The sequence below is a fragment of the Kitasatospora sp. NPDC001683 genome, from assembly GCF_053596495.1.
In genome coordinates, this window is record NZ_JBSFGK010000010.1 from 23,484 (window position 1) to 49,921 (window position 26,438).

Here is a 26,438-nt window from a genome sequence, read left to right on the forward strand (position 1 = left end):
GGGCCCCGGTGCTGGAGGTTCAGCGCCGGGGCCCGTACATGATCACGCCGACCCCGGCCAGGCAGATCAGCGCGCCCAGCACGTCGTAGCGGCTCGGTCGGAAGCCGTCCACGACCACGCCCCACAGCAGCGACCCGGCCACGAACACCCCGCCGTAGGCGGCCAGCACCCGGCCGAAGTGGGCGTCCGGCTGCAGCGCCGCGACGAAGCCGTACGCGCCGAGCGCGACCACGCCCAACCCGGCCAGCCACCACGGCCGTTGCTCCCGCACGCTCTGCCAGACCAGCCAGCAGCCGCCGATCTCGGCGAGCGCGGCGACGGCGAACAGGGCGACGGAACGGAGGACGGCCATGGGGGCGATCGTAGGGCCTGTTCCGGGGCCCGTCCTCAGCGCTCAGCTCTGCCGGTACGTCGCCAGGAAGCGCCCGATCCGGTTGATCGCCGTCTCCAGGTCGTCGGCGCGCGGCAGGGTGACGAAGCGGAAGTGGTCCGGGCGGGGCCAGTTGAAGCCGGTGCCCTGGACGACGTGGATCTTCTCGCGCAGCAGCAGGTCCAGCACGAAGCGCTCGTCGTCGACGATCCGGTGCACGGCCGGGTCGAGCCGGGCGAAGGCGTACAGGGCGCCCTTGGGCTTGACGCAGCTGACGCCGGGGATCTCGTTGAGCGCCTTGACCGCGATGTCGCGCTGCTCGGCGAGCCGGCCGCCGGGCAGGACCAGGTCGTTGATCGACTGGTGGCCGCCGAGCGCGGCCTGGACGGCGTACTGCGCGGGCACGTTGGGGCACAGCCGCATGCCGGAGAGCATGGTCAGGCCCTCCAGGTAGTCGGTGGCGTGCTGCTTGGGGCCGGAGACGACGAGCCAGCCGCTGCGGAAACCGGCCACCCGGTAGGCCTTGGAGAGGCCGTTGAAGGTGAGGGTGAGCACGTCGTCGGCGAGCGCGGCCAGGCAGTGGTGCTCGGTGCCGTCGTAGAGGATCTTGTCGTAGATCTCGTCGGCCAGCACCATCAGCTGGTGACGGCGGGCCAGCTCGAGGATCCCCTCCAGGAGTTCCTTCGGGTAGACCGCGCCGGTGGGGTTGTTGGGGTTGATGACGACGATCGCCTTGGTACGGGCGGTGATCTTGGCGGCGATGTCGTCCAGGTCCGGGTACCACTCGGCCTCTTCGTCGCACAGGTAGTGCACGGCCTTGCCGCCGGCCAGCCGGACGGAGGCCGTCCACAGCGGGTAGTCCGGCATCGGGACGAGCACCTCGTCCCCGTCGTCGACCAGTGCCGTGACCGCCATCTGGATCAGCTCGGAGACGCCGTTGCCGAGGTAGACGTCGTTGACGCCGACGCCCCGGACCCCGCGCTGCTGGTAGTACTGCACCACCGCGCGACGGGCCGGCAGGATGCCGCGCGAGTCGCTGTAGCCGTGGGCGGAGGGCAGGTTGCGGATGATGTCCTGGATGATCTCCTCGGGCGCCTCGAACCCGAACGGAGCCGGGTTGCCGGTGTTCAGCCGCAGGACGCTGTGCCCGGCCTCCTCCAGGGCGTTGGCCTGGTCGACCACCGGGCCCCGGATCTCGTAGCACACGTCATTCAGCTTGCTGGACTGCCGAAACTCCATCTGCGGCCTCCCGACCGTCACCACCGCTCCGTTGCTTCTGCTTTGTTCTACCAAGTTGGCACTTGGAAAGTCCAACCTATTGGCTATGCTGATCCGCATGTCACGCCGAAGCTACGACCAGTACTGCGCCGTCGCCCGCGCCCTGGACGCGGTGGGGGAGCGCTGGAGCCTCCTGATCGTCCGTGAACTCCTCCGCGGCCCGCGCCGCTACACCGACCTGCACGCCGACCTGCCCGGTGTCTCCACCGACATCCTCGCCGCCCGGCTCAAGCAACTGGAGGGCGAGGGGCTCGCTCTGCGGCGCAGGTTGGAGCGGCCGGCCAACGCGACCGTCTACGAGCTGACCGAGCGCGGGCGCGAACTGCGGCCGGTGGTCGAGGCCCTGGGGGAGTGGGGGCTGGGCGCCCTGGGCGAACAGCGGCCCACCGACGCGGTGCGCGAGCACTGGTTCACGGCGCCGAGTACCGCGCAGGAGGCCGCCGTCGCGGGCTGAGTCCGCCGGAGGGCGCCGGTGGGGCGGCGGCAAGGCCCCCGTCGCCGGCCGCCGCCCCGTGGTCCCAGGATGGCCCGGACCGATAAACGCACAGTGGACGCCGAATGAGCGAGCGCAGCGAGCTCGTCGTCAAGAGGTGCGCATGGGCTCAGGCCCCTGCCGGGCGCAGCGAGGTGGGCGCATGAGCGAGCGCAGCGAGCTCGTCGTCAAGAGGTGCGCATGGGCTCAGGCCCCTGCCGGGCGCAGCGGGGCGGGCGCATGAGCGAGCGCAGCGAGCTCGTCGTCAAGAGGTGCGCATGGGCTCAGGCCCCTGCCGAGCGCAGCGAGGCGGGCGCATGAGCGGCCGGACCCCCGCGGTAGTGGTTGGCAAGTGCACACGTACGATCGTCGGATCGCGAGCCATCTCAGGAGAGCGGAGGCAGTCCGTGCCCACCACCAGCCGCAGCTACGCCAGCTACGTCGCCGTCGGGGACTCCTTCACCGAGGGCATGTGCGACGACCTGCACCCCGACGGCCACTACCGCGGCTGGGCCGACCGGGTCGCCTCCGCACTGGCCGCCGAAGCCGCCGCGAACGAGGACGCCGTGGACGGGGACGCCGCGGACTTCCGGTACGCCAACCTCGCCGTCCGCGGCAAGCTCATCGGCCAGATCCACGACGAACAGCTCCCCACCGCCGTCTCGATGGGCGCCGAACTCGTCACCCTGGCCGGCGGCCTCAACGACGTGCTGCGCCCCGGCTGCGACATCGACCGGGTCGAGCGGCTGCTCGGCCGCTGCGCCGCCGAGCTGCGCGCCACCGGCGCCACGGTCGTGCTGTTCACCAGCACCGACCCCACTCGCCGGCTGGCCGGCAGTGCCCGGCTGCTGCCCACCATCCTGCGGATGAAGGCCTTCGTGCAGGAGCTCGGACAGCAGGACGGCTTCGCCGTCGTCGACCTCTTCTCCGCGCCCTGCTTCGACGACCGCCGGCTCTGGGCCGAGGACCGCCTCCACCTGTCGCCCGAGGGCCACCGCCGGGTCGCCGAGGGCGTGCTGGAGGCGCTCGGTCGCCCCGCCGCCTTCGACTGGCGCGCACCGCTGCCCGCGGCCGCCCCGCCCGGCCGAGTCGAGAAGCTGCGCTCGGACGCCCGCTGGCTGGGCACCCACCTCGGCCCCTGGATCGGCCGCCGCCTCACCGGCCGCTCCTCCGGCGACGGCCGGCCGCCGAAGCGGCCGGAGCTGCTGCCCTACTGCTGAACCGTTTCGGCTTCGAGCACCAGGCTCGCCATCGGGGCCTGGGTGGTCCAGCCGAGCGCCGTGTACAGCGCCTGGCCCTCCGCCGTGCCGACCAGCACCCCGGTGCGGGCGCCCGCCTGGTACGCGCCGGACTGCAACGCCCGCATCACCACCGAGCCCAGGCCTCGACGGCGGTGCTCGGGGGCGGTCACGATCTGGTCCGGCACGGCCACCGCACCCGCCAGACCCGCCTGGCCGCGGGCGGCGAGCTGCCCGTCCGCGCTGCGCACCAGGGCGCGCAGGACGCCGCCCCGGGCCCAGGTGGTCAGGGTGTAGCCGGCCGGCAGCTCGGGCTGCTCGGGCGCGAGCGGGGCGGTCATCAGGAAGCCCGGCGGGTCCAGCCGCCACCGCGGGCCCAGCCAGGGCCGTACGGTGTCGTCGTCGGCGAACAGCTTCAGCCAGGTGGTCGGCGCGGTGGTCGCCTCGGCGAGCTTGCGGACCTCGGCCTCGGTCGGCTCCGGCAGCACGTGCCGCCCCACCTCTCTGGTCGGCGCACCGACGTCGATGGTCCAGCCCCACGGCTGCTCCACCGGGTCGGCGGCGCCCCGGGAGACGACCCAACCGCTGATCCACATCCGGACCAGCTCGGTGACGTTCGACTGCGGCATGGCGTGAACCCCCGTACGTAATGGCCTCTTATCGATTTGGCACCTTACAGGGGTGGGGGTGGCTCTGCCCAGTAAGATCTCTGGACCAAGCATCCAGCAGGTGAGAGGACCCGGACCGTGAGCGAGACCGAGTCGCCGCAGGACCTCACGGCGGCCGCGCCGACCCCGCTCCAGTCCGACTGCGGCAGCTGCTTCGGGCTCTGCTGCGTCGCCCTGCCCTTCGCCGCCGGCTCCGACTTCGCCGTCAACAAGGCCGCCGGCACCCCCTGCCGCAACCTGCGGACCGACTTCAGCTGCGGAATCCACGCGCGGCTGCGCGACAGCGGCTTCCAGGGCTGCACCGTCTACGACTGCTTCGGCGCCGGGCAGCGGGTCTCCCAGGTCACCTTCGGCGGGGTCAGCTGGCGCGAGGAACCCGACACGGCCAAGCCGATGTTCGACGTGTTCCCGATCGTCCGGCAACTCCACGAGCTGCTCCGGTACCTCACCGAGGCGCTCACCTTCGCCCCCGCCCGCCCCGTCCACGCCGAACTGCGACAGGCCCTCGAACAGACCGACCGCCTCGCCGGCGGCACCCCCGAGGAGATCCTCGCCGTCGACCTCCCGGCCCACCGCCAGCGGATCAGCGACCTCCTGCTGCGCGCCGGCGAACTCGTCCGCGCCGCCGTCCCCCGCCGCCGCGAACACCGCGGCGCCGGCCTCTTCGGCGCCCGCCTGCGCGGCGCCGACCTCCAGGGCGCCAACCTGCGCGGCGCACTCCTCGTCGCCGCCGACCTCTCCGGCGCCGACCTCCGCCTCGCCGACCTCATCGGTGCCGACCTCCGCGACGCCAACCTCGCCGGCGCCGACCTCACCACGGCCCTCTTCCTCACCCAGGCCCAGCTCAACGCCGCCCGCGGCGACGCCACCACCCGCCTCCCGGCCGCCCTGACCCGCCCTGCCCACTGGCCCGACACCGCCCCGGCCGCCGCCGACCGCAAGCCGCGCGGCAACCCCCGGCCACAGGGCAGCGGCGGCCGCTCAGGCGGCCGCCCGCGCCGGCGGTAGGAACGGACCGCTGCTGTTCAGGCCCCCGGGTGGAGCGGGTCCTCGGGTACGACCGAGGCGATCCGCACGGTCGGAGGCCAGGGAGGTGCGGGGGCAAAGGCGTGCACGACGTTGACCGCCGGGCGATCGGTCGCCGGGTCGCCCTCGATGCGGGTGGAGTAGAACTCGACCTGCTGCGTGCCTTCGGCGACCGTGCGGATGTGGCGACCGAGCCGTGGCTCGCGTTCGAGTTCGGCGCGTAGCGCCTCCAACGCCTCGGTGACGCCGAGTTCCTTGGCCCGCTGGGCAGCTCGATCGGTAACGGCCGCGATCGCCGTGCTGCCCGGGTCGCCCTGGTTGTGCGGGTCGTTCACTCGGTGCCCTGCCGGGTCAGCAGCTCGTTCACGGCCTCGTTCATGGCGTCGGCCGTCTCGCGGTCGGCCGCGAGCAGCACCCGGCCCCGGTAGGCGGCGACGATCTCGGCGACCGCGACCAGGTCGACCACCGTACCGACCTCCCCGACCTGATCGAGCTGGTCGACCGGCACCCGGCGCAGCAGCTGCTCGGCGAGCTCGGCGTCCAGCCGCTCCGCGTCGCCGGGGAAGCCGTGGCCGGCCCGCAGCGCGGCCCGAAGCTCCTGGAGCGTGTCCATCGGCGGCAGGCCCAAGCGACCTGCACCATGCCCGTGTTCGGTGGGCTGGGCACTCATCCCCACCAACCCCTTCCTCGTCGGTTCACCCGGCGCCGGGCCGAGCCCTGAGCTCCTAACGGTAGCCGCCCCGCACCGGTCCGTGGGCCCGTGCCAGGCAACCCGCCACAAGTGATCAGGACGTGAGCAGCCGTGATCGCAGGGCGCCGATCCGGTCGTGGTCGAGGCCGATGGTGTCGGTGAGGTAGGCCATGACGGAGCCGTAACGGCTGGCGAGGTCGGCGAGGGCGAGGCGGATGACGGTCTCCGGGGCGCGGCCGTAGCCCGGCCAGCGGAGGGTCTGGCCGGGGTGGGTGGCGTGCCAGTCGGCGATGAGGTGCGGGGTGGCGTGTTCGGTGAGGGCGAAGTCGGCGGCGATGTCGTCCTCGGAGACGCCGAGCAGGGTGAGCACCAGGGCGGCGATCAGGCCGGTGCGGTCCTTGCCGGACATGCAGTGGAAGACCACCGGCGCCTCGGCCGCGATGATCACGTCCAGGGTCTGGCGGATCTCCTTGACCCCGTCCTCGGCGACCTCGGCGAAGCGGTCGGCGAGGTAGCGCCAGGGGTCGAGCTCGGGGTCGATCGAGGCCTGGTCGTACGGGCGGTGCTCGATCGAGTAGTTGTGGAAGTCCAGTCCGTCGAAGTCGGGGACCCGGCCCTTGGCGGCGATCTCCCAGTCGTAGCGCAGGTCGATCACGGTCCGCACGCCGAGGGCCTGGAGTCGCTCCAGGTCGGCGCGGGAGGTGAGCTTGCCGAGCGAGTCGGAGCGGTAGAGCAGGCCCCGGCGGACGGTCCGTCCGTCGGCGGCGGAACAGCCGCCCAGGTCACGGAAGTTGTGCAGGGCCTCGAACTCGATGTGACGCGTTGACATGGGTGGCACTCTAGTCAGCGGTGTCAGGTGGTGTAGCCCCGGGCGAGGAGTTCGAAGGCGCGCTCGGCCTCGGCGGCGGCCTCGGGGTGGAGGTCGTCGGCGGTGCGCCCGTCGTCGTGGATGCGGCGCCAGTTGTGCAGGGCGAGGACGCGTTGGGTGGCGGTGACCTGGGCGGCGAGCAGCTGCGCGGTGAGCTCCCGGGGCGGGGCGAGGTCGGGGGCCTCGCGCAGTGCCTCGGCGAGGGACCGCTCGGCGCGGGACACGTACGCGCTGACCCGGGCGGCCAGGCTCGGGGTGCCGTACACCAGCGCGGTGAAGGCGAGCACCTGGGGGTGGTCGTTGAGGCCGGTGACCGGGTCGCGCCGGGCGAGGCCGTCCAGGAAGTCCCGGCGCAGCGCGTCGAGCACCGACTCGTCGTCGGCCAGGCCCCGGACCACGTCCGCCGCCTGGTCCTGGTGGTCGGCGAAGCGGTGGACGACCAGGTCCTCCTTGCTGGCGAAGTAGCTGAACAGGGTGGGCTTGGAGACCTCGGCGGCGGCCGCGACGTCCGCCACCGAGACCTGGTCGAAGCCGTGCTCGAGGAAGAGCGCGATGGCCGCCTCGGAGATGGCCTGTCGCGTCCGTTCCTTCTTGCGCTCCCGCAGTCCACTCATGCCGGCCAGGCTAGCAGCCGGGTTTGACCGGGGCAGGTTTCTGACCTGGTACGGGAATCAGCTGTTGAGCGAGTCCAGGATCCGCCGGACCGACTCCACCACCGGCGCGCCCGCCCGGACCAGCGAGGCCACCCCCGAGATGTTGCGCAGCGCCCGCCGCAGGGCGGACGGCGAGGCCTCGGAGCCGTCGCCGATGGCCTCCAGCGACTCGTCCAGCACCTCCCGGTCCTCGGCCGGCACCTGCTCGCGCAACTGCTGGACGGCGGTGACGAGTTCGCGCAGCGCGGCCTTGGGGTCGACCGGGGCCTGGTTCTTGATGATGCCGATGTTGTGGTCGCCGTGCTGGGTGACCGAGTCGCCGAAGTGGAAGGAGTTGCTCATGAGTAGACCGTCTTCCCCGTGTTGTGGTCGCCGTACTGGTTGATCTGGTCGCCGATGTGGACGTTCTCGACCTGGATCGTGAACTCGGCCAGGGGGTCGTCGATCGCTTCCATGATGCGCTGGATCAGGTCCTGGACCTGCCAGGCCTGGTAGCTCACCACCGCGGTGTTCGAGGAACTGGACGTCTCGATGACCAGCTTGTAGAGCGGCTTGTACCGCAGCTGGGTGACCAGCCGGTAGAGGTAGTAGCAGAAGAACCCCAGCAACAGCGCGTCCGGAAGGTAGGCCGACCCCGGCCGGGTCAGCATGCCCGGGACGAGGGTGTTGAGGACGCCGGCGATGATCAGCAGCCCGAGCAGCTTCCGGACGAACCTGATGATCAGGCGTGAGCGCTTGGGCGGCCACCACACCACCTGCCGTGCCCTGGCGATCTGGTTCAGCGGGTACGCGTCCCCGCCGATCCACAGCACCCGCCGGCTCACCCTGACGTCGATCACGCTCCGTGCCAAGTCCGCTCCCCCTGCCCCTAGTGCGGGGAGAACCATAGCAATAGCCAAGGACAGCGGGAGGGCTGGCGGTGGATCAGCCGGCCGAACGCCGGGCGGTCACCTCGATCTCGATCCGCATCCGCGGGTCGGCCAAGCCGCACACCTGCATCGTCGCGGCGGGCCGCACCTCGCCGAAGCAGCGGCGCAGGACCGGCCAGCAGGGCTCGAAGTCCGCGCGCTCGGGCAGCAGGTAGCGCACCCGCACCACGTCGGCGAAGCCGCAGCCGGCCTCGGCCAGCGCGGACCCGATGTTGCGCAGGCACTGCTCGGCCTGCTCCACCACGTCCTCGGAGATGGTCATGGTGGCGTAGTCGAACCCGGTCGTGCCGGACACGTGCACCCAGTCGCCGTCCACCACGGCGCGGGCGTAGCCGATCTGCTCCTCGAAGGTGGAACCGGTGAGTATCGCGCGTCGCTCTGTCATGCGCCGAACGCTAGGTGGCCTGCGGAGATACGTCCAATACTCCCGCAGCGCCGATCTGATATCTCTCACCGTATGGCCCGCCCCGAACTCCCCCTGCCGCAGCTGCACGCCTTCGTGGTGCTCGCCGAGGAACTGCACTTCGGCCGCGCCGCCGCCCGCCTCGGCATCGCCCAGCCGCCGCTGAGCCAGCAGATCCGCCGGCTGGAGGAGAAGGTCGGCCACCCGCTGTTCCTGCGCGAGCCCGGCGGCGTCACCCTGACCCCGGCCGGGCGCGAGCTGCTGCCCGCCGCGCGCCGGGCGCTGGCCGACCTCGCGGACGGGCTGGCCGCCGCCCGGGCGGTCGGCAGCGGCGAGGCGGGCCGGCTGCGGATCGGGTTCTCCGCCTCGCTGGCCCTGACCGTGCTGCCCGGCCTGCTGCGCACCTTCCGGGATCGCCACCCGGGCGTGCACCTGGACGTACGGGAGATGACCAGCGCCCCGCAGCTCGCCGCCCTGCACGACCGCGGCATCGACGTCGGCCTGCTGCGCGAACCGCCCGAGGACGAGCCGGAGCTGCGCTTCCGGACGGTGCTCAGCGAGCCCTTCGTCGCCGTGCTCCCGGCGCACCACCCGCTGGCCGCCGAACGGGCCGTCCGGCTCGGGCAGCTGGCGGACGAGCCGTTCGTGCTGCTGCCCCGGGAGGAGGGGCCGCAGCTGTACGACCGGATCACCGGCCTGTGCACGGAGGCGGGCTTCACCCCGCGGATCGGGCAGCACGCGGTGGAGTGGCAGACGGTGTGCGCGCTGGTGGGGGCGGGCCTCGGCGTCTCGCTGGCCCCGGCGGGCATCCGGCGGATCCGCCTGCGGGGCGTCGCCTTCCGCCGGATCGAGCCGGGCACCGCCCGCACCCGCTCCGCGGTCGCCTGGCGCGCCGACGACCGGAGCCCGCTGGTCGGCCACCTGCTGGCGGCCGTGAGCGAAGGGATGTCGGGGCCCTAGCCAGTCAGTGCGGGGAGGCCCACAGCAACGGCCAACGGCGCTCCGACGCCGGTCAGCGGAGTCGGTCGGTGCGGACGGCGTCGATGAAGGACTGCCAGGCGACGGGACCGAATCCGAGGACGGGGCCGCCGGGATCCTTCGAGTCACGGACGAGCTGCCCGTGGTGGGCCGTGGCCACCTCGATGCAGTTGCCGCCGTTGTTTCCGCTACAGCTGGACTTGCGCCAGGGGACCGTGGTCTTACTGGGCATCATGTCGAGAAGTCCTTCCCTCACGCTGCGGATCAGATCTGCGCTGTCGCGGGGAGACAGCGCCTCCGCTTGCAGCACATCGACGTCCTCTTCGAGTACTCCGCCCCCACCGGTCTCTGGATCGAGGCCGCCGGCACCGGGCTGTCCGGCGGCCCCCTGCCGGACAGCCCGGGCCTCCGACTCGTCCGGCAGTTGTCCGCTGCTTGGGGCCGTGAGCCCGACACGAGCCGCCTGTGGGCTCGCCTCGCGCCGCCCGCTACGACGCCCGCCGGAACGTGACCGTCAGACGCTGCGGTCGGCGAGCACCTCGCGGACGACGTGGCGGGCGTTGGCGGTCAGCGCCGGGTCGGTGTGGCGGTAGTAGGGGATGGTCACCAGGGCCATGGAGAGGGCCCAGGCGCGGCCGCGCGCCCACATGGCGTCGTCGGCGCGCAGGGCGGCGCGGAAGGCGGGGCGCGCGGAGGCGGGGAGCAGGTTCCAGGCGGCGATCAGGTCGGCGGTGGGGTCGCCGACGCCCATCAGGGCGAAGTCGATGACGGCGGAGAGCCGGCCGGATCTGTCGACCAGGAGGTTGCCGGGGGTGAGGTCGCCGTGCATCCAGACCGGCGGGCCCGCGTACTCGGGCAGGCGCAGCGCCTTGTCCCACAGGGCGGTCGCGGCCGCGGTGTCGATCGTGCCCGCGAGTTGGGCGATCGCCGCGCGGGTGGAGCCGTCCCGGGAGGCGAGCGACGCGCTGCGGGGGCCGGCCGGGGCGCCGGCGGGGTCGAGGGCGCGCAGGGCGTTGACGAAGCCGGCCAGGTCGCGGGCGAGGGCCTCGGGCGCGGCGAGCGCGCCGACGGCCGGATTGACGCCGTCGAGCCAGCGCACCACCGACCACTGCCAGGGGTAGTTCGCGGCGGGGCGGCCGACGGCCAGCGGGGCGGGGACGGGCAGCGGCAACTGCGGCGCCAGTCGGGGCAGCCACTGGTGCTCGCGGCGGACGTCCCCGGCGGCCCACTCCACCCGGGGCAGCCGGACGGCGAGTTCGGGCCCGAGCCGGAACATCGCGTTGTCCGTCCCGGCGGACCCGACGGGTGTGACCGGAAGGCCCACCCACTGCGGGAACTGGGCGGAGATCAACCGCCGTACCAGGGCCGCGTCGACGACCGGTTCATCGGGGTGCATCCGGACGGCTGCGCACATGCCCGGCAGCGTACAGCGCAGATCGCCGCCCTTCAGCCGGATTCGCGAACTGTGCACACCACTTCGATCAACCGAGGTTCGGCCGAGGTCCAACCGGGGTCCGGCTGCGGACGGTCCACAACTGGCCCCCGTCCGAGCGTGGTTGTCTCGGGGGGAATCCACGCCACGCCCGCCGCCCCGGGTGCGGCCGGGAGCCGTCACCGGCACCTGCCAGAATGCAGGGCGTAGGGCGAAAGCACTGAAGGAGAAGGTGACCGGCTTCGTGACCACGCCAGTCGAACAGGGGGCCCGGCAGGCCCAGCAGGCGATCGAGCGCAAGATCGCCGAGGAACTGGGCGTCCGCGAGGGGCAGGTGAAGGCTGCGGTCGAACTGCTCGACGGCGGCTCGACCGTCCCCTTCGTGGCCCGCTACCGCAAGGAGGTCACCGGCTCGCTGGACGACGCCCAGCTGCGCACCCTGGAGGAGCGGCTGCGCTACCTGCGCGAGCTGGAGGAGCGCCGGGCGGCCGTCCTGGAGTCGATCGCGTCCCAGGGCAAGCTGGACGACGCGCTGCGCGCCCAGGTGCTGGCGGCCGATTCCAAGGCCCGGCTGGAGGACATCTACCTGCCGTTCAAGCCCAAGCGGCGCACCAAGGCGCAGATCGCCCGCGAGGCCGGGCTGGAGCCGCTGGCCGACACCCTGCTCGCCGACCCGACGCAGGACCCGGCCGCCCTGGCCGCCCAGTACCTGAACGAGTCGGTGGCGGACGGCGCGGCCGCCCTGGAGGGCGCCCGGGCGATCCTGGTCGAGCGCTTCGGCGAGGACGCCGACCTGGTCGGCTCGCTGCGCGAGCGGATGTGGACCCGCGGCCGCCTGGTCGCCAGGGTCCGCGACGGCAAGGAGGGCGACGGCGCCAAGTTCGCCGACTACTTCGACTTCGCCGAGCCGTACACCAAGCTGCCCTCGCACCGCATCCTGGCGATGCTGCGCGGCGAGAAGGAGGAGGTGCTCGACCTCGAACTCTCGCCCTACGAAGGCGAGTCCGAGGGCGACCTGCCCGGCGAGAACGACTACGAGCAGCGCATCGCCGCCCGCTTCGGCATCGCCGACCGCGGCCGCCCGGCCGACAAGTGGCTCGGCGACACCGTCCGCTGGGCCTGGCGCACCCGCGTCCTGGTGCGCCTGGGCATCGACCTGCGCGCCCGGCTGCGCGCCGAGGCCGAGGACGAGGCGGTGCGCGTCTTCGCCGCCAACCTGCGCGACCTGCTGCTCGCCGCCCCGGCCGGCACCCGCGCCACCATGGGGCTGGACCCGGGCTTCCGCACCGGGGTGAAGGTCGCCGTGGTGGACGCCACCGGCAAGGTCGTCGCGTACGAGACCATCTACCCGCACCAGCCCGCCAACAAGTGGGACGCGGCCCTGGCCACCCTGGCCGCGCTCGCCGAGAAGCACCAGGTCGACCTGGTGGCGATCGGCAACGGCACCGCCTCCCGGGAGACCGACAAGCTCGCCGAGGACCTGATCAAGCGCCACCCCGAGCTGAAGCTCACCAAGGCGATGGTCAGCGAGGCCGGCGCCTCGGTCTACTCGGCCTCCGCCTTCGCCTCCCAGGAGCTGCCGGACCTGGACGTGTCGATCCGCGGTGCGGTCTCCATCGCCCGCCGCCTCCAGGACCCGCTGGCCGAGCTGGTCAAGATCGACCCCAAGTCGATCGGCGTCGGCCAGTACCAGCACGACCTGAGCGAGGTGAAGCTCTCCCGCTCGCTGGACGCCGTGGTCGAGGACTGCGTCAACGCCGTCGGGGTGGACGTCAACACCGCCTCGGCACCGCTGCTCACCCGGGTCTCCGGCATCACCGCCACGCTGGCGGACAACATCGTGGCCCACCGCGACGCCAACGGCCCGTTCCGCACCCGCAAGCAGCTCAAGGACGTCGCCCGGCTCGGCCCCAAGGCCTTCGAGCAGTGCGCCGGCTTCCTGCGCATCCCCGGCGGCGAGGACCCGCTGGACGCCTCCAGCGTGCACCCCGAGGCCTACCCGGTGGTGCGCCGCATCCTCGCCTCGACCGGCGGGGAGCTGCGCGAGCTGATCGGCAACGGCGAGCGGCTGCGGGCGCTGCGCCCGGCCGACTTCGCGGACGACACCTTCGGCATCCCGACCGTCACCGACATCCTCGGCGAGCTGGACAAGCCGGGCCGCGACCCGCGTCCGGCCTTCCGCACCGCCGTCTTCAAGGAGGGCGTCGACAAGATCGGCGACCTGGAGGTCGGCATGGTGCTGGAGGGCGTGGTGACCAACGTCGCCGCCTTCGGCGCCTTCGTCGACGTGGGCGTCCACCAGGACGGACTGGTGCACGTCTCGGCGCTGTCGAAGAACTTCGTCAAGGACCCGCGCGAGGTGGTCAAGCCCGGCGACATCGTCAAGGTCCGGGTGGTCTCGGTGGACGTGCCGCGCAAGCGGATCGGGCTCACCCTGCGGCTGGACGACGAGGTCGGCCGCGAGCGCGGCGACCGTGGCGGCGACCGGGGCGACCGGCAGGCCCGCCCGCCCCGCCAGGAGCGGCGCAGCGGCGGCCAGGGGCAGGGCGGCCAGGGCGGTCGCGGCGGCCAGGACCGGCGGGACCGGGGCGGATCCGGCGGCAACGTCCCGCTGACGAACAGCGCCATGGCGGACGCGCTGCGCCGGGCCGGGCTGGCCGGTGGCGGCTCCGGCGGCGACAGCGGCTCGAAGGACCGGCGCTCCGGACGGCGCTGAGCGAGACGCCGGGGCCGGGGGACGTGTCACACGTCCCCCGGCCCCGGCCGTTTCCGCTGGTCAGACCAGGAGTTTGTCCTTGGCCTTCTGGTACTCCTCGTCGGAGATCGCGCCCTTCGCCTTCAGATCCGCCAGCCTCGCCAGGTCCTCGACATGGCTGCGGCCGCCGCCGCCCTCCTGCGGGGGCGTTCCGGCCGCGTCCCGGATGTAGGCCCGGACCGCCGCGTCGGCCTGCTGGGCCTGCTCGATGTCCCGCATCCCCATGCCCTGGCCACGGGCGATGAGGTACACGAGGACGCCGATCAGCGGGAGGAAGATCACCAGGACCAGCCAGCCGGCCTTGCCCCAGCCGCCGATGTCGTGGCTGCGGAAGATGTCCGTGATGATCTTGAACAGCAGGAAGAACCACAGGATCCACAGGAACAGCTCCAACATCGTCCAGAAGATGTTGAGCACCGGGTAGTCCACGGCCAGCGAGGTGGCCAACGCGTAGGTGTCCATGGCCGAGTCATATCACCGCAAAACGGACATCGCCGTCCGGTGCTACGCCGTTCCAGTGGTTTTGCGGCTCGGCGGGAATATCCCGGGCCTGGGGCCTGGGGCGACCTCAGCCGAGCCCGGCGCGCCGCCGCAGCTCCACCGCCAGCCCGATCAGCTCGCCCCACCAGGCGTCGTGCCCGGTCAGCAACAGCCGCTGCGCCTCGGCGACCGGGACGGCCCGGACCTCGACCACCTGCTCGCCGTCCGCCGGGTTGGTCGGCGTCGAGTCCAGCTCGACCTCGCCCCAGCCCCACAGCCAGGCCTTGTCCGGGTGCGGCTGCCACGGCCGGTACGGCACCGCGTCCTCGGTGTGGCAGCGGTGCGCGCCCAGCCAGCCCGGCTCGCCGAGCAGCCGGGCGCCGGCTTCCTCGCGCAGCTCCCGCTCCAGGCACTCCGCGACGGACTCGTCCCGCTCCCGGGTGCCGCCGGGCAGGAACCAGTGGTCCCGGTCGTCGCGGCACAGCACCACGTTGCCGTCCGCGAATCCGACCAGGTGGATGTTGGTGACCAGCTCGTCCGGCGGCAGCTCGGTGGAGAACCTGGCGTCGTAGCGACCCCAGGCCCAGTACTGCGGCGCGTGCAACGCAGGGAAGAGGGCCGCGAGTTCGGCGGCTCCGGCGGAGGTGGCGGTGCGGTCCGTGGTGTCTGTCATTCGGTGATCGTAGTTCCGGCCGGGAAACGGCGGGGGACGCCCTGGTGGACGAGGGCGATGTCGGAGGTGGCGATGGCACGCGGGCGGCGGTGCACCGCCTCCGCCGTGGCGCCGACCCAACTGCCCAGGGCGATCTCGGCGGTGATGCCCGGTCCGAAGCCGGCGAGCAGGCCCGGGGTGCCCTCGGGCACGCCGCCGTCGGCGAACAGCCGGGCGAGGGCGTCGAAGACGACGGCGCTGGCGATGTTGCCGCGCTCGGTCAGCGTGGCCCGGCTGTAGCGGAACCGTTCCGGCTCCAGGTTGAGGAAGTGGCACAGGTCGTCCAGGATGCGCGGGCCGCCGGCGTGCACGATGTAGAAGCCCAGGCCGGAGACGTCCCAGCCGTGCTTCCCGGCCAGGGTGCGCAGCGCGGGGGCCAGCATCTCCATCGTGCCGGGCACCCGTTTGTCCAGCTGGAAGTGGAAGCCGGTGTCCTTGACCCCGTACGAGATCCAGCCCTCGGTGTCCGGGACGAGATGGGAGCCGTTGCGCTCGATCTGCACCCCGCAGCCGCCGTGCCCGCGCATCACCACGGCGGCGACGGCGTCGCCGAACAGGCCGTTGGAGAGCAGCGAGCCGACCTCGAGGTCGGTCGGCTGGTAGCAGAGGGAGCAGAACTCGCACGCGACGATGAGCACGTTGGCGCCCGGGTAGGCGCGGCAGAAGTCGTGGGCGCGGCTGACGGCGGCGCCGCCGGCCGCGCAGCCGAGCTGGGCGATCGGCACCTGGCGGGTGTCGGAGCGGAAGCCCATGGTGTTGATCAGCCAGGCGGTCATCGACGGCATCATGAAGCCGGTGCAGGACACGTAGATGATCAGGTCGATGTCCGGGGCGCCCAACTCGGCGTGGTCGAGGGCGCGTTCGACCACCTCGGGGACGCGCAGCTTGGCCTCCCGCTCGTACACCTGGTTGCGGACGGTGAAGCCCGGGTGGGTGAGGGTCTGTTCGAGTGGCTGGACCAGGTGCCGGGTGCGCACCCCGGTGTTCTCGATCAGCCGCAGGGCCAGGCCGAGTTGGGGGTGGCCGGCGTGCAGGCTGCGGGCCAGGTCGAGGGTCTCGTCGAGGGTGATGACGTGCTCGGGCACGGCGATGGCGGGGCGGCAGAGTGTGGCCATGGTGTGGGTCTCCCCGGTGCGGGAACGGTGTGGCGGAGGGGAGTTGCTACCAGGCGACCGGCAGGGTGCGCGGGAAGCGCCAGATCGAGCCGGAGTTCCAGTCGAGTTCGGACGGGTCGACGGCCAGCCGCAGCCCCGGGAAGCGCCGAAGCAGGGTGCCGATGGCGATCTGCAGTTCCATCAGCGCGAGGTGCGAGCCGAGGCAGCGGTGCTGGCCGTGGCCGAAGGCCATGTTGACGGGCCCGGCGGCGCGGTCGAAGTCCAGCTCGTCGGGGTGCTCGTAGACCGCTGGGTCCCGGTTGGCGGTCAGGTAGGAGACGTGCACGGCCTCGCCGGCCCGGATCAGCACCCCGCCCAGTTCGACGTCCTCGGTGGCGACCCGGGCGATGCCGGGGCCCTGGCGGAACGGGATGAAGCGCAGCAACTCCTCGAGGGCCTGCGGCAGCGTGTCCGGCTGGGCGCGCAGCTCGGCGAGCTGCTCGGGGTGGGTGAGGAGCGTGTAGGTGATGTTGCTGAGGTCGTAGGTGGTGGTGTCGTGGCCGGTGACCAGCAGGACCATCGCCATGACGGCCAACTCGTCCTCGTCCAGCAGGTCCTCGCCGATCCGGGCGGTGGCGAGCGCGCTGATCAGGTCCGCTCCGGGGTGCGCGCGGCGGGTGGCGGTCAACTCGGCGAAGTAGGCCCGCAGGGCTGCCTTCGCCTCCTCCTGGCCCTCGCCACTGCCAGGGCCCATCCGCATCATGGCGACGGCCCAGCCGCGCAGTCGGTCGCGGTCCGGCTCGGGGATCTCCAGCAGCTCGCAGATGGTGGTGAGCGGGAGCCGGTTGGAGAGGAAGTGCGCGAGGTCGGCCGGGGCGCCGTGCTCCTCCATCTCGTCGAAGTAGCCGTCGACGATCCGCTGGGTGGCCGGGCGCATCCGCTCGACCTGGCGGTTGGTGAAGCCCTGGGCGACCAGGCGGCGCAGCCGGTTGTGCTCGGGCGGGTCCATCAGGTTGATCGATTCGGCCTGGGCGATGGTGGCGGGCGTCATCCGGGGCAGGTCGCGGCCGATGCCGGCGGCGCGGCTGAACCGGCGGTCGGTGGTGACCACCTTGACGTCCTCGTAGCGGGTGGCCAGCCAGGCTTCGCCCTCGCCGTGCGGCAGTCGGATCCTGGCGATCGGGGCCTCCGTCAGCAGGCGCTTGAGGAGGGGGTCGAACTCCAGGCCGTCGGTGTGGTGGAAGGGGCAGTCCCACACGGGGGGGTTGGTGGTCACGGGCCTGTCCAATGGTCTTCGTCATGCGGGGTGGCGCCGCCCGAAACGGTTCCGGTGGTTCGGGCGCGGACATGCAGATGCTGCCCCGTGGACTGGCAAAAATGTGAACCCCCGGACTGGTTCCCCCGAACGAGTGAGCTGGCCGATTGTCAGGTGAATTGGCCTTCCGGCACACGGGAATTGCCGGCTCAGTCGTTCACGCCCGGTGAGACCAGTCCGGTCTCGTAGGCGAGCACCACCGCCTGGGCCCGGTCGCGCAGGTTCAACTTGGCGAAGATCCGGGCCACATGGGTCTTCACCGTCGACTCGCTGAGGGTCAGTTCGACCGCCAACTCGGCGTTGGACAGCCCGCGTCCGAGCAGCCCGAGCACCTCCACCTCGCGCGGGGTGAGCGGTGCGAGGTCGCGGTGCAGCCGCGGCGAGTCGGCGCCGCGGGCGGCCGGGTGCGGAGCGCCGGTCGCGAAGCGCTCGACCAGCCGGCGGGTGATCGACGGGGCGAGCAGGGCGTCGCCGGTGTCCACCAGCCGGACGGCGGCGGCGAGATGGGCCGAGGTGACGTCCTTGAGCAGGAAGCCGCTGGCGCCCGCGGACAGCGCGGCGTAGACGTAGTGGTCCAGGTCGAAGGTGGTCAGCATGATCACCCGACAGTCGGGCACCTGGGCCAGGATCCGGCGGGCGGCCTCCAGGCCGTCCATGGTCGGCATCCGGATGTCCAGCAGGGCCACGTCGGGCCGGTGCCGGACGGCGGCGGCCACCGCCTCGGCGCCGTCGGAGGCCTCGGCGACCACGTCGATGCCGCGCGCGGTGAGGATCATCCGGAAGCCGGTGCGGACCAGCTCCTGGTCGTCGGCGATCACCACCCGGGGGCGGCGCTGTTCGGTCTCCGTCATGGGGCCCTCCGTCACGGCCGGTCCAGTGGGATGCGGGCGCGCACCCGGAAGCCGCCGCCGATCCGGCGCCGGGCGTCGAGGTCCCCGCCGTACACCGCGACCCGTTCGCGCAGGCCGAGCAGCCCGCGCCCGGCGCCGTCCGCCTGCTTCGGCCTCTCCGGCGAGGACGCGGCCGCGCCGGAGAGCACGCTCGGGCCGGTGTTCAGCACCTCCACCCGGAGGTAGTGGTCCGCGTACCGCACCGTCACCTCCGCCGTCACCCCGTCCCCGTGCTTGAGCGCATTGGTCAGCGCCTCCTGGACGATCCGGTACGCCGTCACGTCGATGCCGCCGGGCAGCGGGCGCGGCTCGCCGGAGATCCGCACCTCCACCGGCAGCCCGGCGAAGGCGAAGCGGTCGATCAGCGGGCTCAGCCGGCTCAGGCTCGGCTGCGGCGCGAACTCGGCGGGCTCCGGCTCCTCGCTGCCGTCCGCGGCCGGGGCGAGCAGGCCCAGCAGGTGCCGCAGTTCGGTCATCGCGTCCCGTCCGGCCGCCTCGACCGCGCCCATCGCGGCCGCCGCCTCCTCCGGCATGGTGGCCAGCACCTCGCGCGCGGCCCCGGCCTGCACCACCATCAGGCTCACGTTGTGGCTCACGATGTCGTGCAACTCGGAGGCGATCCGTGCCCGTTCGGCGTCCACGGCGGCGCTCGCGGCGCTCTCCCGCTCCCGTTCCAGCAGCCAGCCGCGCTCGCCGATGGCCGCCCGGTACAGCCGGCGCGCCCGGACCAGCGCGACGCCCAGCCAGCCGGCGCCGGCGCAGGCCGTGCCCGCCACCGCCACCGCGATCCAGTCCGTCTCCGTTCCCCACACGGTGCCAGCTTCCCAGCTGGGAGCTTGATCGACATCATCCGGGGGTGCCGCCCCCGTACATCCCCGGTACTACGGCGACCTGTGGTTACACCCGGGGTGGGACGCCCGGCCCGGCCCGGCGCGCCTACCGTCGTCGACCATGAGCAACGACCACGACGGGACCTCCCGGCCCGACGACACGCCGTTCGTCGTCGAGCTGTCCGGGGTGCACAAGGAGTTCGGCGACGCCAAGGCGCTCGACGGCGTCGACCTGCGGATCAGGGCGGGCGAGGCGGTCGCCGTGATGGGCCCCTCGGGGTGCGGCAAGTCCACCCTGCTGAACATGGTGGCCGGGCTGGACCGGCCCAGCTCCGGCACCGTCCGGGTGCAGGGCCAGGACCTCGGCGGGCTGAACGAGAACGGGCTGGCCCTCTTCCGCCGCCGCCACATCGGCATGATCTTCCAGTTCTTCAACCTGATCGACGACCTCCCGGCCCTCGACAACGTCGCCCTGGCCGCCCAGCTGACCGGCACCACGGCCAAGCAGGCCCGCCGCCGGGCACTGGAGCTGCTGGACGAACTCGGCGTCGCGCACCGCAAGGACGTCTACCCGGCCGCGCTCAGCGGCGGCGAGCGCCAGCGGGTCGCGGTGGCCCGCGCCCTGATGAACCGCCCGGCGCTGCTGCTCGCCGACGAGCCGACCGGCGCGCTGGACAGCCGCTCGGGCGAGCAGGTGATGGACCTGCTGATCGACCTCAACCAGATCGGGCAGACCCTGCTGATCGTCACCCACGACCCCAACCTGGCCACCCGCTGCGCCAGCCGGCTGGTCGAGGTCGCGGACGGCAGGGTGGCGCGCGAGCGGATGCTGGAGCCGCAGTCATGAACGGTGGTGCGGTGTGGCGCGCCTCGCGGGCGGCCGTGAAGCGCCGCCGGGTGCAGACCATCGTGATCGGACTGGTCGTCTTCTGCTCCACCGCGACCGTACTGCTCGCCCTCGCGGTGATCAGCGCCGCCCGGGCGCCGTTCGACGCCGCCTTCGAGGCCGAGCGCGGCCCGCACGTCACCGCCCTCTTCGACCCGGCCAAGGCCTCGGCGGAGCAACTGGCCGCCACCGCCCACCGGCCGGGCGTCGAGGCGGCCGCCGGGCCCTTCGACCAGGCCGTGGTGACCATCCCCACCGACTGGGTAGGCCGCCCACCGGGCCCGCTGACCCTGGTCGGCCGACCCGACCCCGCGTCCGCGCCGGTGGACCGGGTGGAACTGCTGTCCGGCCGCTGGGCCTCCGCACCCGGCGAGGTGGTCATCAACATGGGCGGCGGCGGTGCGGCTCGGTTCCTCGGCACGCCGCTCACCACCAGCACCGGGCTGAAGCTCACCATCGTCGGCTTCGCGAGCGGCATGAGCCAGTCCTCCGGCGGCTGGGTCACCCCCGAGCAGGCGGCCGCCCTGCACCCCACCGGCCGACAGATGCTCTACCGCTTCACCGACGCGGCCACCGAGCAGCAGCTGACCACCTCGTTCGCCGACACCACCGAGGGCCTGCCCGAGGACGCCGTCGAGAGCGGGCAGTCCTACCTGGTGCTCAAGCAGGCCTTCTCGGCGGGCGCCGACGCCTACCTGCCCCTGATGACGGTCTTCGGCGTGCTCGGCCTGGTCGTCGCCGCGCTGATCGTCGGCAACGTGGTGAGCGGCGCGGTGATCTCCGGCTACCGGCACATCGGCGTGCTGAAGTCGATCGGCTTCACCCCGCGCCAGGTGGTCACCGTCTACCTGACCATGGTCTCGGTGCCCGCGGTCGTCGGCACGATCCTCGGCACGGCGGCCGGCTGGGCGGCCTCGTACCCGATCCTCCAGACCGCGTTCTCCGGGATCGCGACCGGCACCGCCGTGATCGAACCGGCCGGCTGGCTGCCCGCCGCCACCCTGATCGGCGTCCCGCTGCTGGTCGCCCTCGCCGCGCTCGTGCCCGCCTCGCGCGCCCATCGGCTCTCCGCCGCCCAGGCCATCTCGGCCGGCAGCGCACCGCGCACCGGGCGAGGCCTCAAGGTCCAGCGCTGGCTGAGCGGCACCAGGCTGCCGCGTGCCGTCAGCCTCGGCCTCGGCCAGCCCTTCGCCCGCCCGGCCCGCACCGCGCTGACCATGGCGGCGATCGTGCTCGGCGTGGTCACCGTCACCGTGACCACCGGAGTGAGCAGCACCCTGGCCAGGACCATGGGGGCCGTGCCCGACGGCAGGACCCACATCGACGTGCAGACCAGCGCCTTCTCGGAGAACAAGATCGAGGCCCGGCTGACCCCGGACCAGACCGAGGCGATGCTGCACGCCACCCCCGGCGCCGAGCGGGTATCCGTCCGCGGACTGGTCCGGGTCGGCATCCTCGGCCAGCCCCAGCTGGTCTTCGCCAACTTCTACGGCGGCGACGCCATGGTCGACCACCGGCGGCTCGACGTCGTCGAGGGACGCCTGGCGACCGGGCTGAACGAGATCGAGGCCGGGCCGGCCTTCCTGGACCAGCACGGGCTCAAGCTCGGCGACCGGGTCACCCTGGTCCTGGAGGGGCGGCAGACCACCGTCACCATCGTCGGCAAGGAGGCCCAGGGCAACGCCAACGCGATCTCCTCCAACGCCGCCACCAGGGCCCTGCTCACCCCCGACCCGCACGTGGTCGAGTACGACGTGAAGCTCGCCGCGGGCACCGACGCCGTGGCCTACCAGAAGGCCGTCACGGACGCCGACCCGAGCCTGTCGGCCTCGGTGTCCACGCCGGGCACGGATGGATCCGTCGTCGCGATCAAGTCCTTCAGCACGACCTTCTCCGTCCTGCTGTCGGTGGTCGCCGCGCTCGGCGTCTTCAACACCCTGCTGCTCACCATCCGCGAACGCCGCCGCGACCTCGGCATGCTGAAGTCGATCGGGATGACGCCCCGGCAGGTCGTCGCGATGACGGTCACCTCGGTGGCCTGGCAGGGCGTGGCCAGCGGGATCATCGGCATCCCGCTCGGGATCCTGGCGCACCGGCTGATCACCGAGAACGTCGCGATCATCGACTTCCCGGAGAACGCCATCAACGTCTGGGGCGCCCCGCTGCTCATCGCCCTCGCCCTGGCGGGGGTCGCGATCGCCGTGCTCGGCGCGCTCCTCCCGGCCCGCTCGGCGTCCCGGCTGCCGATCGCCGAGGTGCTGCACAACGAGTGAGGTCCCACGGGACGGAGACGGCCGGGTGGTCCACCGCCCGGCCGTCCGCCGTACGGCTGACGCACCGCCAACCGCCGGTGTTCGAGCGCCTATCATCGCGCCATGGCCACCGCTGAGCTGATCCGCATCGTCTCCCGCTCCTCTCCCATGGCGCTCGCCCAGGTCGACCGGGTCCGCGCCGAACTCGCCGAACTGCACCCGGGGTTGCGCACCGAGGTGGTGCCGGTCACCACCTCGGGCGACCGCTGGACCGGCGACCTCGCCCAACTGGGCGGCAAGGGCGCGTTCACCAAGGAGGTCGACGCCGCGCTGCTCGCCGGGGAGGCCGACGTCGCCGTGCACTGCCTCAAGGACGTGCCCGCCGACCGCCCGCTGCCCGCCGGCACCGTCTTCGCCGCGTACCTGCGCCGCGACGACATCCGCGACGCACTCGTCCACCCCGGCGGTCTGACCCTCGCCGAACTCCCGCCCGGCACCCGGATCGGCACCTCCTCCGTCCGCCGCGTCGCCCAACTCGCCGCCTCCCACCCGCACCTGGAGTGCGTCCCGATCCGCGGCAACGCCAACAGCCGGCTCGCCAAGCTGGCGGCCGGCGACGTCGACGCGCTGCTGCTGGCCGTCTCCGGCCTGGAGCGGATCGGCGAGCGGGCCCGGATCACCGAGGTCCTCGGCGTCGAGGAGATGTGCCCGCCGATCGGCGCCGGCATCCTCGTCCTGCAGTGCCGCGAGGACGACAGCGCGACCATCGAGGCCGTCACGGGGCTCGGCCACCACGACACCTGGCGCGAGGCGGCGGCCGAGCGGATGTTCCTGCACGCGCTGCAGGGCCACTGCAACAGCCCGATCTCCGGCTACGCCAGGGCCGAGGCGGACGGCCGGCTCTCGCTGCGCGGCCGGGTGTTCAGCCCGGACGGCAAGCGGGTGCTGGACGCCCACGAGTGGGCGGGCGCGCTCAGCCCGGAGGACCTCGGCACCTCGGTCGCCCTGGCGCTCAAGCGGCAGGGGGCACAGGAGCTGATCTCCTCGATCCCGCACTGAGCTTGCCCGGGCCCCGCCCGGCTGATCTTTTTGCCTTCGTGAACTGGTCTGCCGCATCTGCAGCTGAGATGATTTCCGCTGCGGGGACGGAGAGTTGATGTCTCATCAGCCACCATGGCTCCGCAGGACGTGGAACGCGCACGCCGGGGGTGGGACGTGGAGGCGTTGAGACCTACCGATCCGACGGTGATCGGCGGCCGCTACCGACTGCTGGCCCGGCTCGGCAGCGGTGGGATGGGGGTCGTGTACCTGGGCCGCTCGCCGGGAGGGCGGCTGGTCGCGGTCAAGTGCGTGCACTGGGACCTCGCCACCGACGCGGAGTTCCGGCTCCGCTTCACCCGGGAACTGGAGGCCGCCCGGCGGGTCGGCGGCTTCCACACCGCCCAGGTGGTCGACGCCGACCCGGAGGGCGACCCGCCCTGGCTGGTCACCGCCTACATCCCCGGCCCGTCCCTGGACGCGGCCGTCGCCGCCCACGGCGCGCTGCCCGAACCGGTGCTGCGGGTGCTGGGCGCCGGGCTGGCCGAGGCCCTGGCGGCGATCCACGCGGTCGGACTGGTCCACCGGGACCTCAAGCCCTCCAACGTCCTGCTCGGCGACGACGGCCCGCGGGTCATCGACTTCGGCATCGCCCGCGCCCTCGACGGCGCCTCGATCACCCGCACCCAGACCGTCATCGGCACCCCCGGCTACATGGCCCCCGAACAGATCGCGGGCGAGCCGCTCAGCCCGGCCTGCGACGTGTTCAGCCTCGGCCGGGTGCTCTGCCACGCCGCCGGCGTCGATCCGTACGGGGGCGGCGGTGACCCGCAGGTGCTGCTCTACCGGATCATGCACACCGAGCCGGACCTCACCGGCCTGCCCGAGGGCCTGCGCCCGGTCGTCGCCGCCTGCCTGGCCCGCCGCCCCGAGGACCGGCCCACCCCCGCCCAGCTGCTGGAGCGGCTCGGGCGGCCCGGGTACGACGGGCCGACCGGCTCGTGGCTGCCGGAGGCCCTGCGGGTCAAGCCCGCGGTGCCGGAGGCGCCGCTGGTGGCACCCGGGTCGGGCGCCTTGCCCGGGCGGGTGCCCTCCACCCGGGTGCCGACCCTGCTGGGCACCGATCCGTACGGGGTCGACGGCTGGGCGCGGACCGAACCCGCGGAGGCGGTGGCCCGGCGGCTCCGGGTGCGGCGGCTGGGGGTGCTGCTGCCGAGCGTGCTGGCGCTGGTCGCGGGGGCGGTACTGGTGCCGGTGTACCTACTGCGGGACAAGGGCGACAGCGCCGGACTGGCCACCGGCGGCGGTTTCGTGGTCGCCACGGACGACGGGAACCCGCCGGACTGCGTGACCGGCGGATCTGCGGGCGGCATCGGCGCCACCGGCTCGACCCAGGGCCCGCCCGCGGCCGTGCCGAGCGGCACCCCGCACCCGGCCGGCCTGCTCACCCCGGCGGACAAGGACACCCTCACCCTGGGCCGGTCGCTGGTGCTCAGCTGGGACAAGTCCGCCGCGGTGACCAAGGTCTTCACCAAGCGCGGCAACGAGCCCTGGCAGGCCTCCGGCTGGCTCACCTCCGCCGACTGCACCTTCAAGCCGACCGAGGCCGGGGTCTACCAGTGGGCCGTGGTCGGCGCCAACACCGCCAACGGCAGCATCGGCAGCGGCTGGAGCGCCACGCGCTACCTGAACGTCCAGCCGGCCGCCAAGCAGTACACCAACCCGGTCAAGTCCGCGCCCTCGGCCCCGATCCCGGTCTTCCCGAAGGACCAGCAGGTGGTCAAGGCGGGGCAGCCGGTGAGCTTCAGCTGGGCGAGCGCCGGTACCGACTCCTCGGTGAACGTGCTGGCGCCGGGCGCCACGAGTTGGGAGTACCTGCCCTGGCAGACCGGGCTGGACCTGACCTACACGCCCAAGCTGCCCGGCGTGTACATCTGGACCGTCTTCACCTCGGGACCGGGGGACTGCACCGGCGGGCCGCAGATCACCGGCAACTGCGTGAGCGGGGAGAGCGAGCAGCGGTACCTGATCGTCGAGTGAACCGGACACCTGTTCCGATCAGGTGAGAACCGGCCGAGTGTTCGGGGCGTCCGTTGAGGCGTGATCAGTGCGGTGCTCGGCGGGATGCCGAATTTCTGGCCCGGGCTGCTGCTCTCGCTGGTGCCGGCGGCCCTGCTGAACCGGCCGGTGGGGCGGCTGCTGCGGGCCCACTGGGTGGTGGGCTTCCTGCTGCTGCTCGGGCTCGGCGGGGTGGTCGTGGCGACGCTGCTGCCGGAGGCGTTCCGGCCGTCGGTGCTCCGGCACGCGGCCGAGGCCGCGCGGCACTGCACGGTGTCCGGCGCCCGGCCGCGTTCGGCGTACGAGCTGCTGCACGTGCGGCACATCGAGCTCAAGCTCGCGACGTACGCCCCGGTGGGCTTCGCGGCCGCCCTGGCGGGGACGCGGCGGCGGGCGGCGGTGGCGCTGCTGGGTGCGGCGGTGCTGCCGTTCGCGGTGTCGGCGCTGCAGTACGCGGTGCCCGCGCTCGGGCGGGCCTGTGACGTGCAGGACGTCTGGGACGGCGTGCAGGGCGTCGTGCTGGGGGCGGCGCTGGGGCTGGTGGTGGGGCCGGTGGCCCGGGCGGTGACCAGGGCCCGGGTGGCCTGACACTCCTCAGCGGTCGAGCAGGGGGAACAGGCGCGTCACGGCGGCGACCGGACGGGACCCGGCGGGCCGCGCGGCCGGGTCGGCGTCCCGGTCGCGGTAGCGGGCGAGCAACTGTCGCACGGCGTCCGCGACGGCGGTCAGCTCCTCGGGGGTGAGGTGGACGACGGCGCTGAACGCCTCGTCCCGCTGACAGTCGGCCGGGGCCTCGGCGCGCCGCGCGAGCCAGTGCTGGTAGCTCTCGTCCTCCAGGCCGCGGGCGAGCTCGCCGAAGCCGTCGTCGTCCTCGGCGGGGCGGTCCTGGGGCAGCCGCCACGGCCGGGCCCGGCCGTCGGTGGCCGGGGCCTCCTCGATCAGGCCGTACCGGGCGAGCTGTCGCAGGTGGAACGAGCACAGGCCCGAGCTGTACCCGAGTCGGGCGGCCGCCTCGGTGGAGGTGAGGGTGCCGCCTTCGGCGAGCAGCCCCAGCAGCGCGGTGCGGACGGCGTGCTCGGGGAGGGCTCCGGTTCTGACGATGTCTTCGGTCACTTTGCAAAG

General features: G+C 73.1%; 28 protein-coding genes and 1 pseudogene. 10 read left to right on the forward strand and 19 right to left on the reverse strand.

Annotated features, from left to right (window positions below):
* Positions 1 to 19: 19 nt before the first annotated feature.
* Together ACWCYO_RS07875 and ACWCYO_RS07880 are read right to left on the reverse strand one after the other, a co-directional pair.
* Positions 20 to 352, reverse strand: a complete 333-nt coding sequence (locus ACWCYO_RS07875; protein ID WP_270148021.1) for a YnfA family protein — start codon at positions 350 to 352, stop codon at positions 20 to 22.
* Between the two features lie 42 nt (positions 353 to 394).
* On the reverse strand, positions 395 to 1,609 hold the full coding sequence (locus tag ACWCYO_RS07880; RefSeq protein ID WP_270148022.1) for a pyridoxal phosphate-dependent aminotransferase: 1,215 nt from the start codon (positions 1,607 to 1,609) through the stop codon (positions 395 to 397).
* 97 nt (positions 1,610 to 1,706) lie between these two features.
* Here ACWCYO_RS07880 and ACWCYO_RS07885 point away from each other — a divergent pair.
* Both ACWCYO_RS07885 and ACWCYO_RS07890 read left to right on the forward strand, forming a co-directional pair.
* Positions 1,707 to 2,069: pseudogene (locus ACWCYO_RS07885) on the forward strand (winged helix-turn-helix transcriptional regulator); the annotation flags it as partial.
* 458 nt (positions 2,070 to 2,527) lie between these two features.
* Positions 2,528 to 3,340, forward strand: coding sequence for an SGNH/GDSL hydrolase family protein (locus ACWCYO_RS07890; protein WP_449783733.1), 813 nt, complete (start codon positions 2,528 to 2,530; stop codon positions 3,338 to 3,340).
* Here the strand turns inward: ACWCYO_RS07890 and ACWCYO_RS07895 are convergent.
* The gene (locus ACWCYO_RS07895; protein ID WP_449783734.1) at positions 3,331 to 3,987 is read right to left on the reverse strand and encodes a GNAT family N-acetyltransferase; all 657 of its coding nucleotides are present in this window, start codon (positions 3,985 to 3,987) and stop codon (positions 3,331 to 3,333) included. The two genes, ACWCYO_RS07890 and ACWCYO_RS07895, sit on opposite strands and share 10 nt — an antisense overlap.
* Before the next feature lie 117 nt (positions 3,988 to 4,104).
* Here ACWCYO_RS07895 and ACWCYO_RS07900 point away from each other — a divergent pair, with 117 nt between their 5' ends.
* The gene (locus ACWCYO_RS07900; protein ID WP_449783735.1) at positions 4,105 to 5,034 is read left to right on the forward strand and encodes a pentapeptide repeat-containing protein; all 930 of its coding nucleotides are present in this window, start codon (positions 4,105 to 4,107) and stop codon (positions 5,032 to 5,034) included.
* Between the two features lie 17 nt (positions 5,035 to 5,051).
* On the opposite strand, the gene ACWCYO_RS07905 is transcribed toward ACWCYO_RS07900, so the two are convergent.
* The 7 genes from ACWCYO_RS07905 to ACWCYO_RS07935 all read right to left on the reverse strand — a co-directional run bounded on the left by ACWCYO_RS07905 (position 5,052) and on the right by ACWCYO_RS07935 (position 8,578).
* Entirely contained in the window at positions 5,052 to 5,387 is a 336-nt protein-coding gene (locus ACWCYO_RS07905) for a hypothetical protein (RefSeq protein WP_449783736.1), read from the reverse strand.
* Positions 5,384 to 5,665 carry a hypothetical protein gene (locus ACWCYO_RS07910; RefSeq protein WP_270148029.1) on the reverse strand — a complete coding sequence of 94 codons (282 nt, stop codon included), beginning with the start codon at positions 5,663 to 5,665 and terminating at the stop codon, positions 5,384 to 5,386. Before ACWCYO_RS07910 ends, ACWCYO_RS07905 begins: the two co-directional genes overlap by 4 nt.
* A gap of 172 nt (positions 5,666 to 5,837) precedes the next feature.
* The gene (locus tag ACWCYO_RS07915) at positions 5,838 to 6,572 is read right to left on the reverse strand and encodes a tyrosine-protein phosphatase (RefSeq protein ID WP_449783737.1); all 735 of its coding nucleotides are present in this window, start codon (positions 6,570 to 6,572) and stop codon (positions 5,838 to 5,840) included.
* Positions 6,573 to 6,595: 23 nt separating this feature from the next.
* Entirely contained in the window at positions 6,596 to 7,225 is a 630-nt protein-coding gene (locus ACWCYO_RS07920) for a TetR/AcrR family transcriptional regulator (protein ID WP_449783738.1), read from the reverse strand.
* A 57-nt stretch (positions 7,226 to 7,282) separates the two neighbouring features.
* On the reverse strand, positions 7,283 to 7,606 hold the full coding sequence (locus tag ACWCYO_RS07925) for a hypothetical protein (RefSeq protein ID WP_270148033.1): 324 nt from the start codon (positions 7,604 to 7,606) through the stop codon (positions 7,283 to 7,285).
* The gene (locus ACWCYO_RS07930) at positions 7,603 to 8,115 is read right to left on the reverse strand and encodes a DUF6232 family protein (RefSeq protein ID WP_449783739.1); all 513 of its coding nucleotides are present in this window, start codon (positions 8,113 to 8,115) and stop codon (positions 7,603 to 7,605) included. The genes ACWCYO_RS07925 and ACWCYO_RS07930 overlap by 4 nt, the downstream gene beginning before the upstream one ends.
* Before the next feature lie 73 nt (positions 8,116 to 8,188).
* On the reverse strand, positions 8,189 to 8,578 hold the full coding sequence (locus ACWCYO_RS07935; RefSeq protein WP_270148035.1) for a RidA family protein: 390 nt from the start codon (positions 8,576 to 8,578) through the stop codon (positions 8,189 to 8,191).
* 72 nt (positions 8,579 to 8,650) lie between these two features.
* Between ACWCYO_RS07935 and ACWCYO_RS07940 the strand changes: the two genes are divergently transcribed.
* The gene (locus ACWCYO_RS07940) at positions 8,651 to 9,556 is read left to right on the forward strand and encodes a LysR family transcriptional regulator (protein WP_449783740.1); all 906 of its coding nucleotides are present in this window, start codon (positions 8,651 to 8,653) and stop codon (positions 9,554 to 9,556) included.
* A gap of 52 nt (positions 9,557 to 9,608) precedes the next feature.
* Here the strand turns inward: ACWCYO_RS07940 and ACWCYO_RS07945 are convergent, their stop codons facing one another.
* Entirely contained in the window at positions 9,609 to 9,809 is a 201-nt protein-coding gene (locus ACWCYO_RS07945; protein WP_270148039.1) for a DUF397 domain-containing protein, read from the reverse strand.
* A gap of 279 nt (positions 9,810 to 10,088) precedes the next feature.
* Positions 10,089 to 10,988: an aminoglycoside phosphotransferase family protein gene (locus ACWCYO_RS07950; protein ID WP_270148041.1), complete on the reverse strand. Its 900-nt coding sequence runs from the start codon at positions 10,986 to 10,988 to the stop codon at positions 10,089 to 10,091.
* A 262-nt stretch (positions 10,989 to 11,250) separates the two neighbouring features.
* Between ACWCYO_RS07950 and ACWCYO_RS07955 the strand changes: the two genes are divergently transcribed.
* Entirely contained in the window at positions 11,251 to 13,722 is a 2,472-nt protein-coding gene (locus ACWCYO_RS07955; protein WP_449783741.1) for a Tex family protein, read from the forward strand.
* A gap of 60 nt (positions 13,723 to 13,782) precedes the next feature.
* Here ACWCYO_RS07955 and ACWCYO_RS07960 read toward each other — a convergent pair whose 3' ends face one another.
* The 6 genes from ACWCYO_RS07960 to ACWCYO_RS07985 form a co-directional block, all read right to left on the reverse strand.
* A complete protein-coding gene (locus ACWCYO_RS07960) occupies positions 13,783 to 14,223 on the reverse strand; it encodes an SHOCT domain-containing protein (RefSeq protein WP_270148045.1) in 441 nt (146 codons plus the stop codon).
* 106 nt (positions 14,224 to 14,329) lie between these two features.
* The gene (locus ACWCYO_RS07965) at positions 14,330 to 14,914 is read right to left on the reverse strand and encodes an NUDIX domain-containing protein (RefSeq protein ID WP_270148046.1); all 585 of its coding nucleotides are present in this window, start codon (positions 14,912 to 14,914) and stop codon (positions 14,330 to 14,332) included.
* Entirely contained in the window at positions 14,911 to 16,068 is a 1,158-nt protein-coding gene (locus tag ACWCYO_RS07970; protein ID WP_270148049.1) for a type III polyketide synthase, read from the reverse strand. Before ACWCYO_RS07970 ends, ACWCYO_RS07965 begins: the two co-directional genes overlap by 4 nt.
* Before the next feature lie 46 nt (positions 16,069 to 16,114).
* Positions 16,115 to 17,323: a cytochrome P450 gene (locus ACWCYO_RS07975; protein WP_449783742.1), complete on the reverse strand. Its 1,209-nt coding sequence runs from the start codon at positions 17,321 to 17,323 to the stop codon at positions 16,115 to 16,117.
* Positions 17,324 to 17,511: 188 nt separating this feature from the next.
* Positions 17,512 to 18,213 carry a response regulator gene (locus ACWCYO_RS07980; protein ID WP_449783743.1) on the reverse strand — a complete coding sequence of 234 codons (702 nt, stop codon included), beginning with the start codon at positions 18,211 to 18,213 and terminating at the stop codon, positions 17,512 to 17,514.
* 11 nt (positions 18,214 to 18,224) lie between these two features.
* Positions 18,225 to 19,064, reverse strand: coding sequence for a sensor histidine kinase (locus ACWCYO_RS07985; RefSeq protein WP_270148054.1), 840 nt, complete (start codon positions 19,062 to 19,064; stop codon positions 18,225 to 18,227).
* A 139-nt stretch (positions 19,065 to 19,203) separates the two neighbouring features.
* On the opposite strand from ACWCYO_RS07985, the gene ACWCYO_RS07990 reads away from it, so the two are divergent.
* The 5 genes from ACWCYO_RS07990 to ACWCYO_RS08010 all read left to right on the forward strand — a co-directional run bounded on the left by ACWCYO_RS07990 (position 19,204) and on the right by ACWCYO_RS08010 (position 25,904).
* Entirely contained in the window at positions 19,204 to 19,929 is a 726-nt protein-coding gene (locus ACWCYO_RS07990; protein WP_270148055.1) for an ABC transporter ATP-binding protein, read from the forward strand.
* The gene (locus ACWCYO_RS07995) at positions 19,926 to 22,241 is read left to right on the forward strand and encodes an ABC transporter permease (RefSeq protein WP_449783744.1); all 2,316 of its coding nucleotides are present in this window, start codon (positions 19,926 to 19,928) and stop codon (positions 22,239 to 22,241) included. Before ACWCYO_RS07990 ends, ACWCYO_RS07995 begins: the two co-directional genes overlap by 4 nt.
* 102 nt (positions 22,242 to 22,343) lie before the next feature.
* Positions 22,344 to 23,279, forward strand: a complete 936-nt coding sequence (hemC, locus tag ACWCYO_RS08000) for a hydroxymethylbilane synthase (protein ID WP_449783745.1) — start codon at positions 22,344 to 22,346, stop codon at positions 23,277 to 23,279.
* 114 nt (positions 23,280 to 23,393) lie between these two features.
* Positions 23,394 to 25,298 carry a serine/threonine protein kinase gene (locus ACWCYO_RS08005; RefSeq protein WP_449783746.1) on the forward strand — a complete coding sequence of 635 codons (1,905 nt, stop codon included), beginning with the start codon at positions 23,394 to 23,396 and terminating at the stop codon, positions 25,296 to 25,298.
* A gap of 60 nt (positions 25,299 to 25,358) precedes the next feature.
* Positions 25,359 to 25,904: a hypothetical protein gene (locus ACWCYO_RS08010; RefSeq protein ID WP_270148059.1), complete on the forward strand. Its 546-nt coding sequence runs from the start codon at positions 25,359 to 25,361 to the stop codon at positions 25,902 to 25,904.
* Positions 25,905 to 25,910: 6 nt separating this feature from the next.
* On the opposite strand, the gene ACWCYO_RS08015 is transcribed toward ACWCYO_RS08010, so the two are convergent.
* Positions 25,911 to 26,429 carry an ArsR/SmtB family transcription factor gene (locus ACWCYO_RS08015; protein WP_449783747.1) on the reverse strand — a complete coding sequence of 173 codons (519 nt, stop codon included), beginning with the start codon at positions 26,427 to 26,429 and terminating at the stop codon, positions 25,911 to 25,913.
* Positions 26,430 to 26,438: the final 9 nt, after the last annotated feature.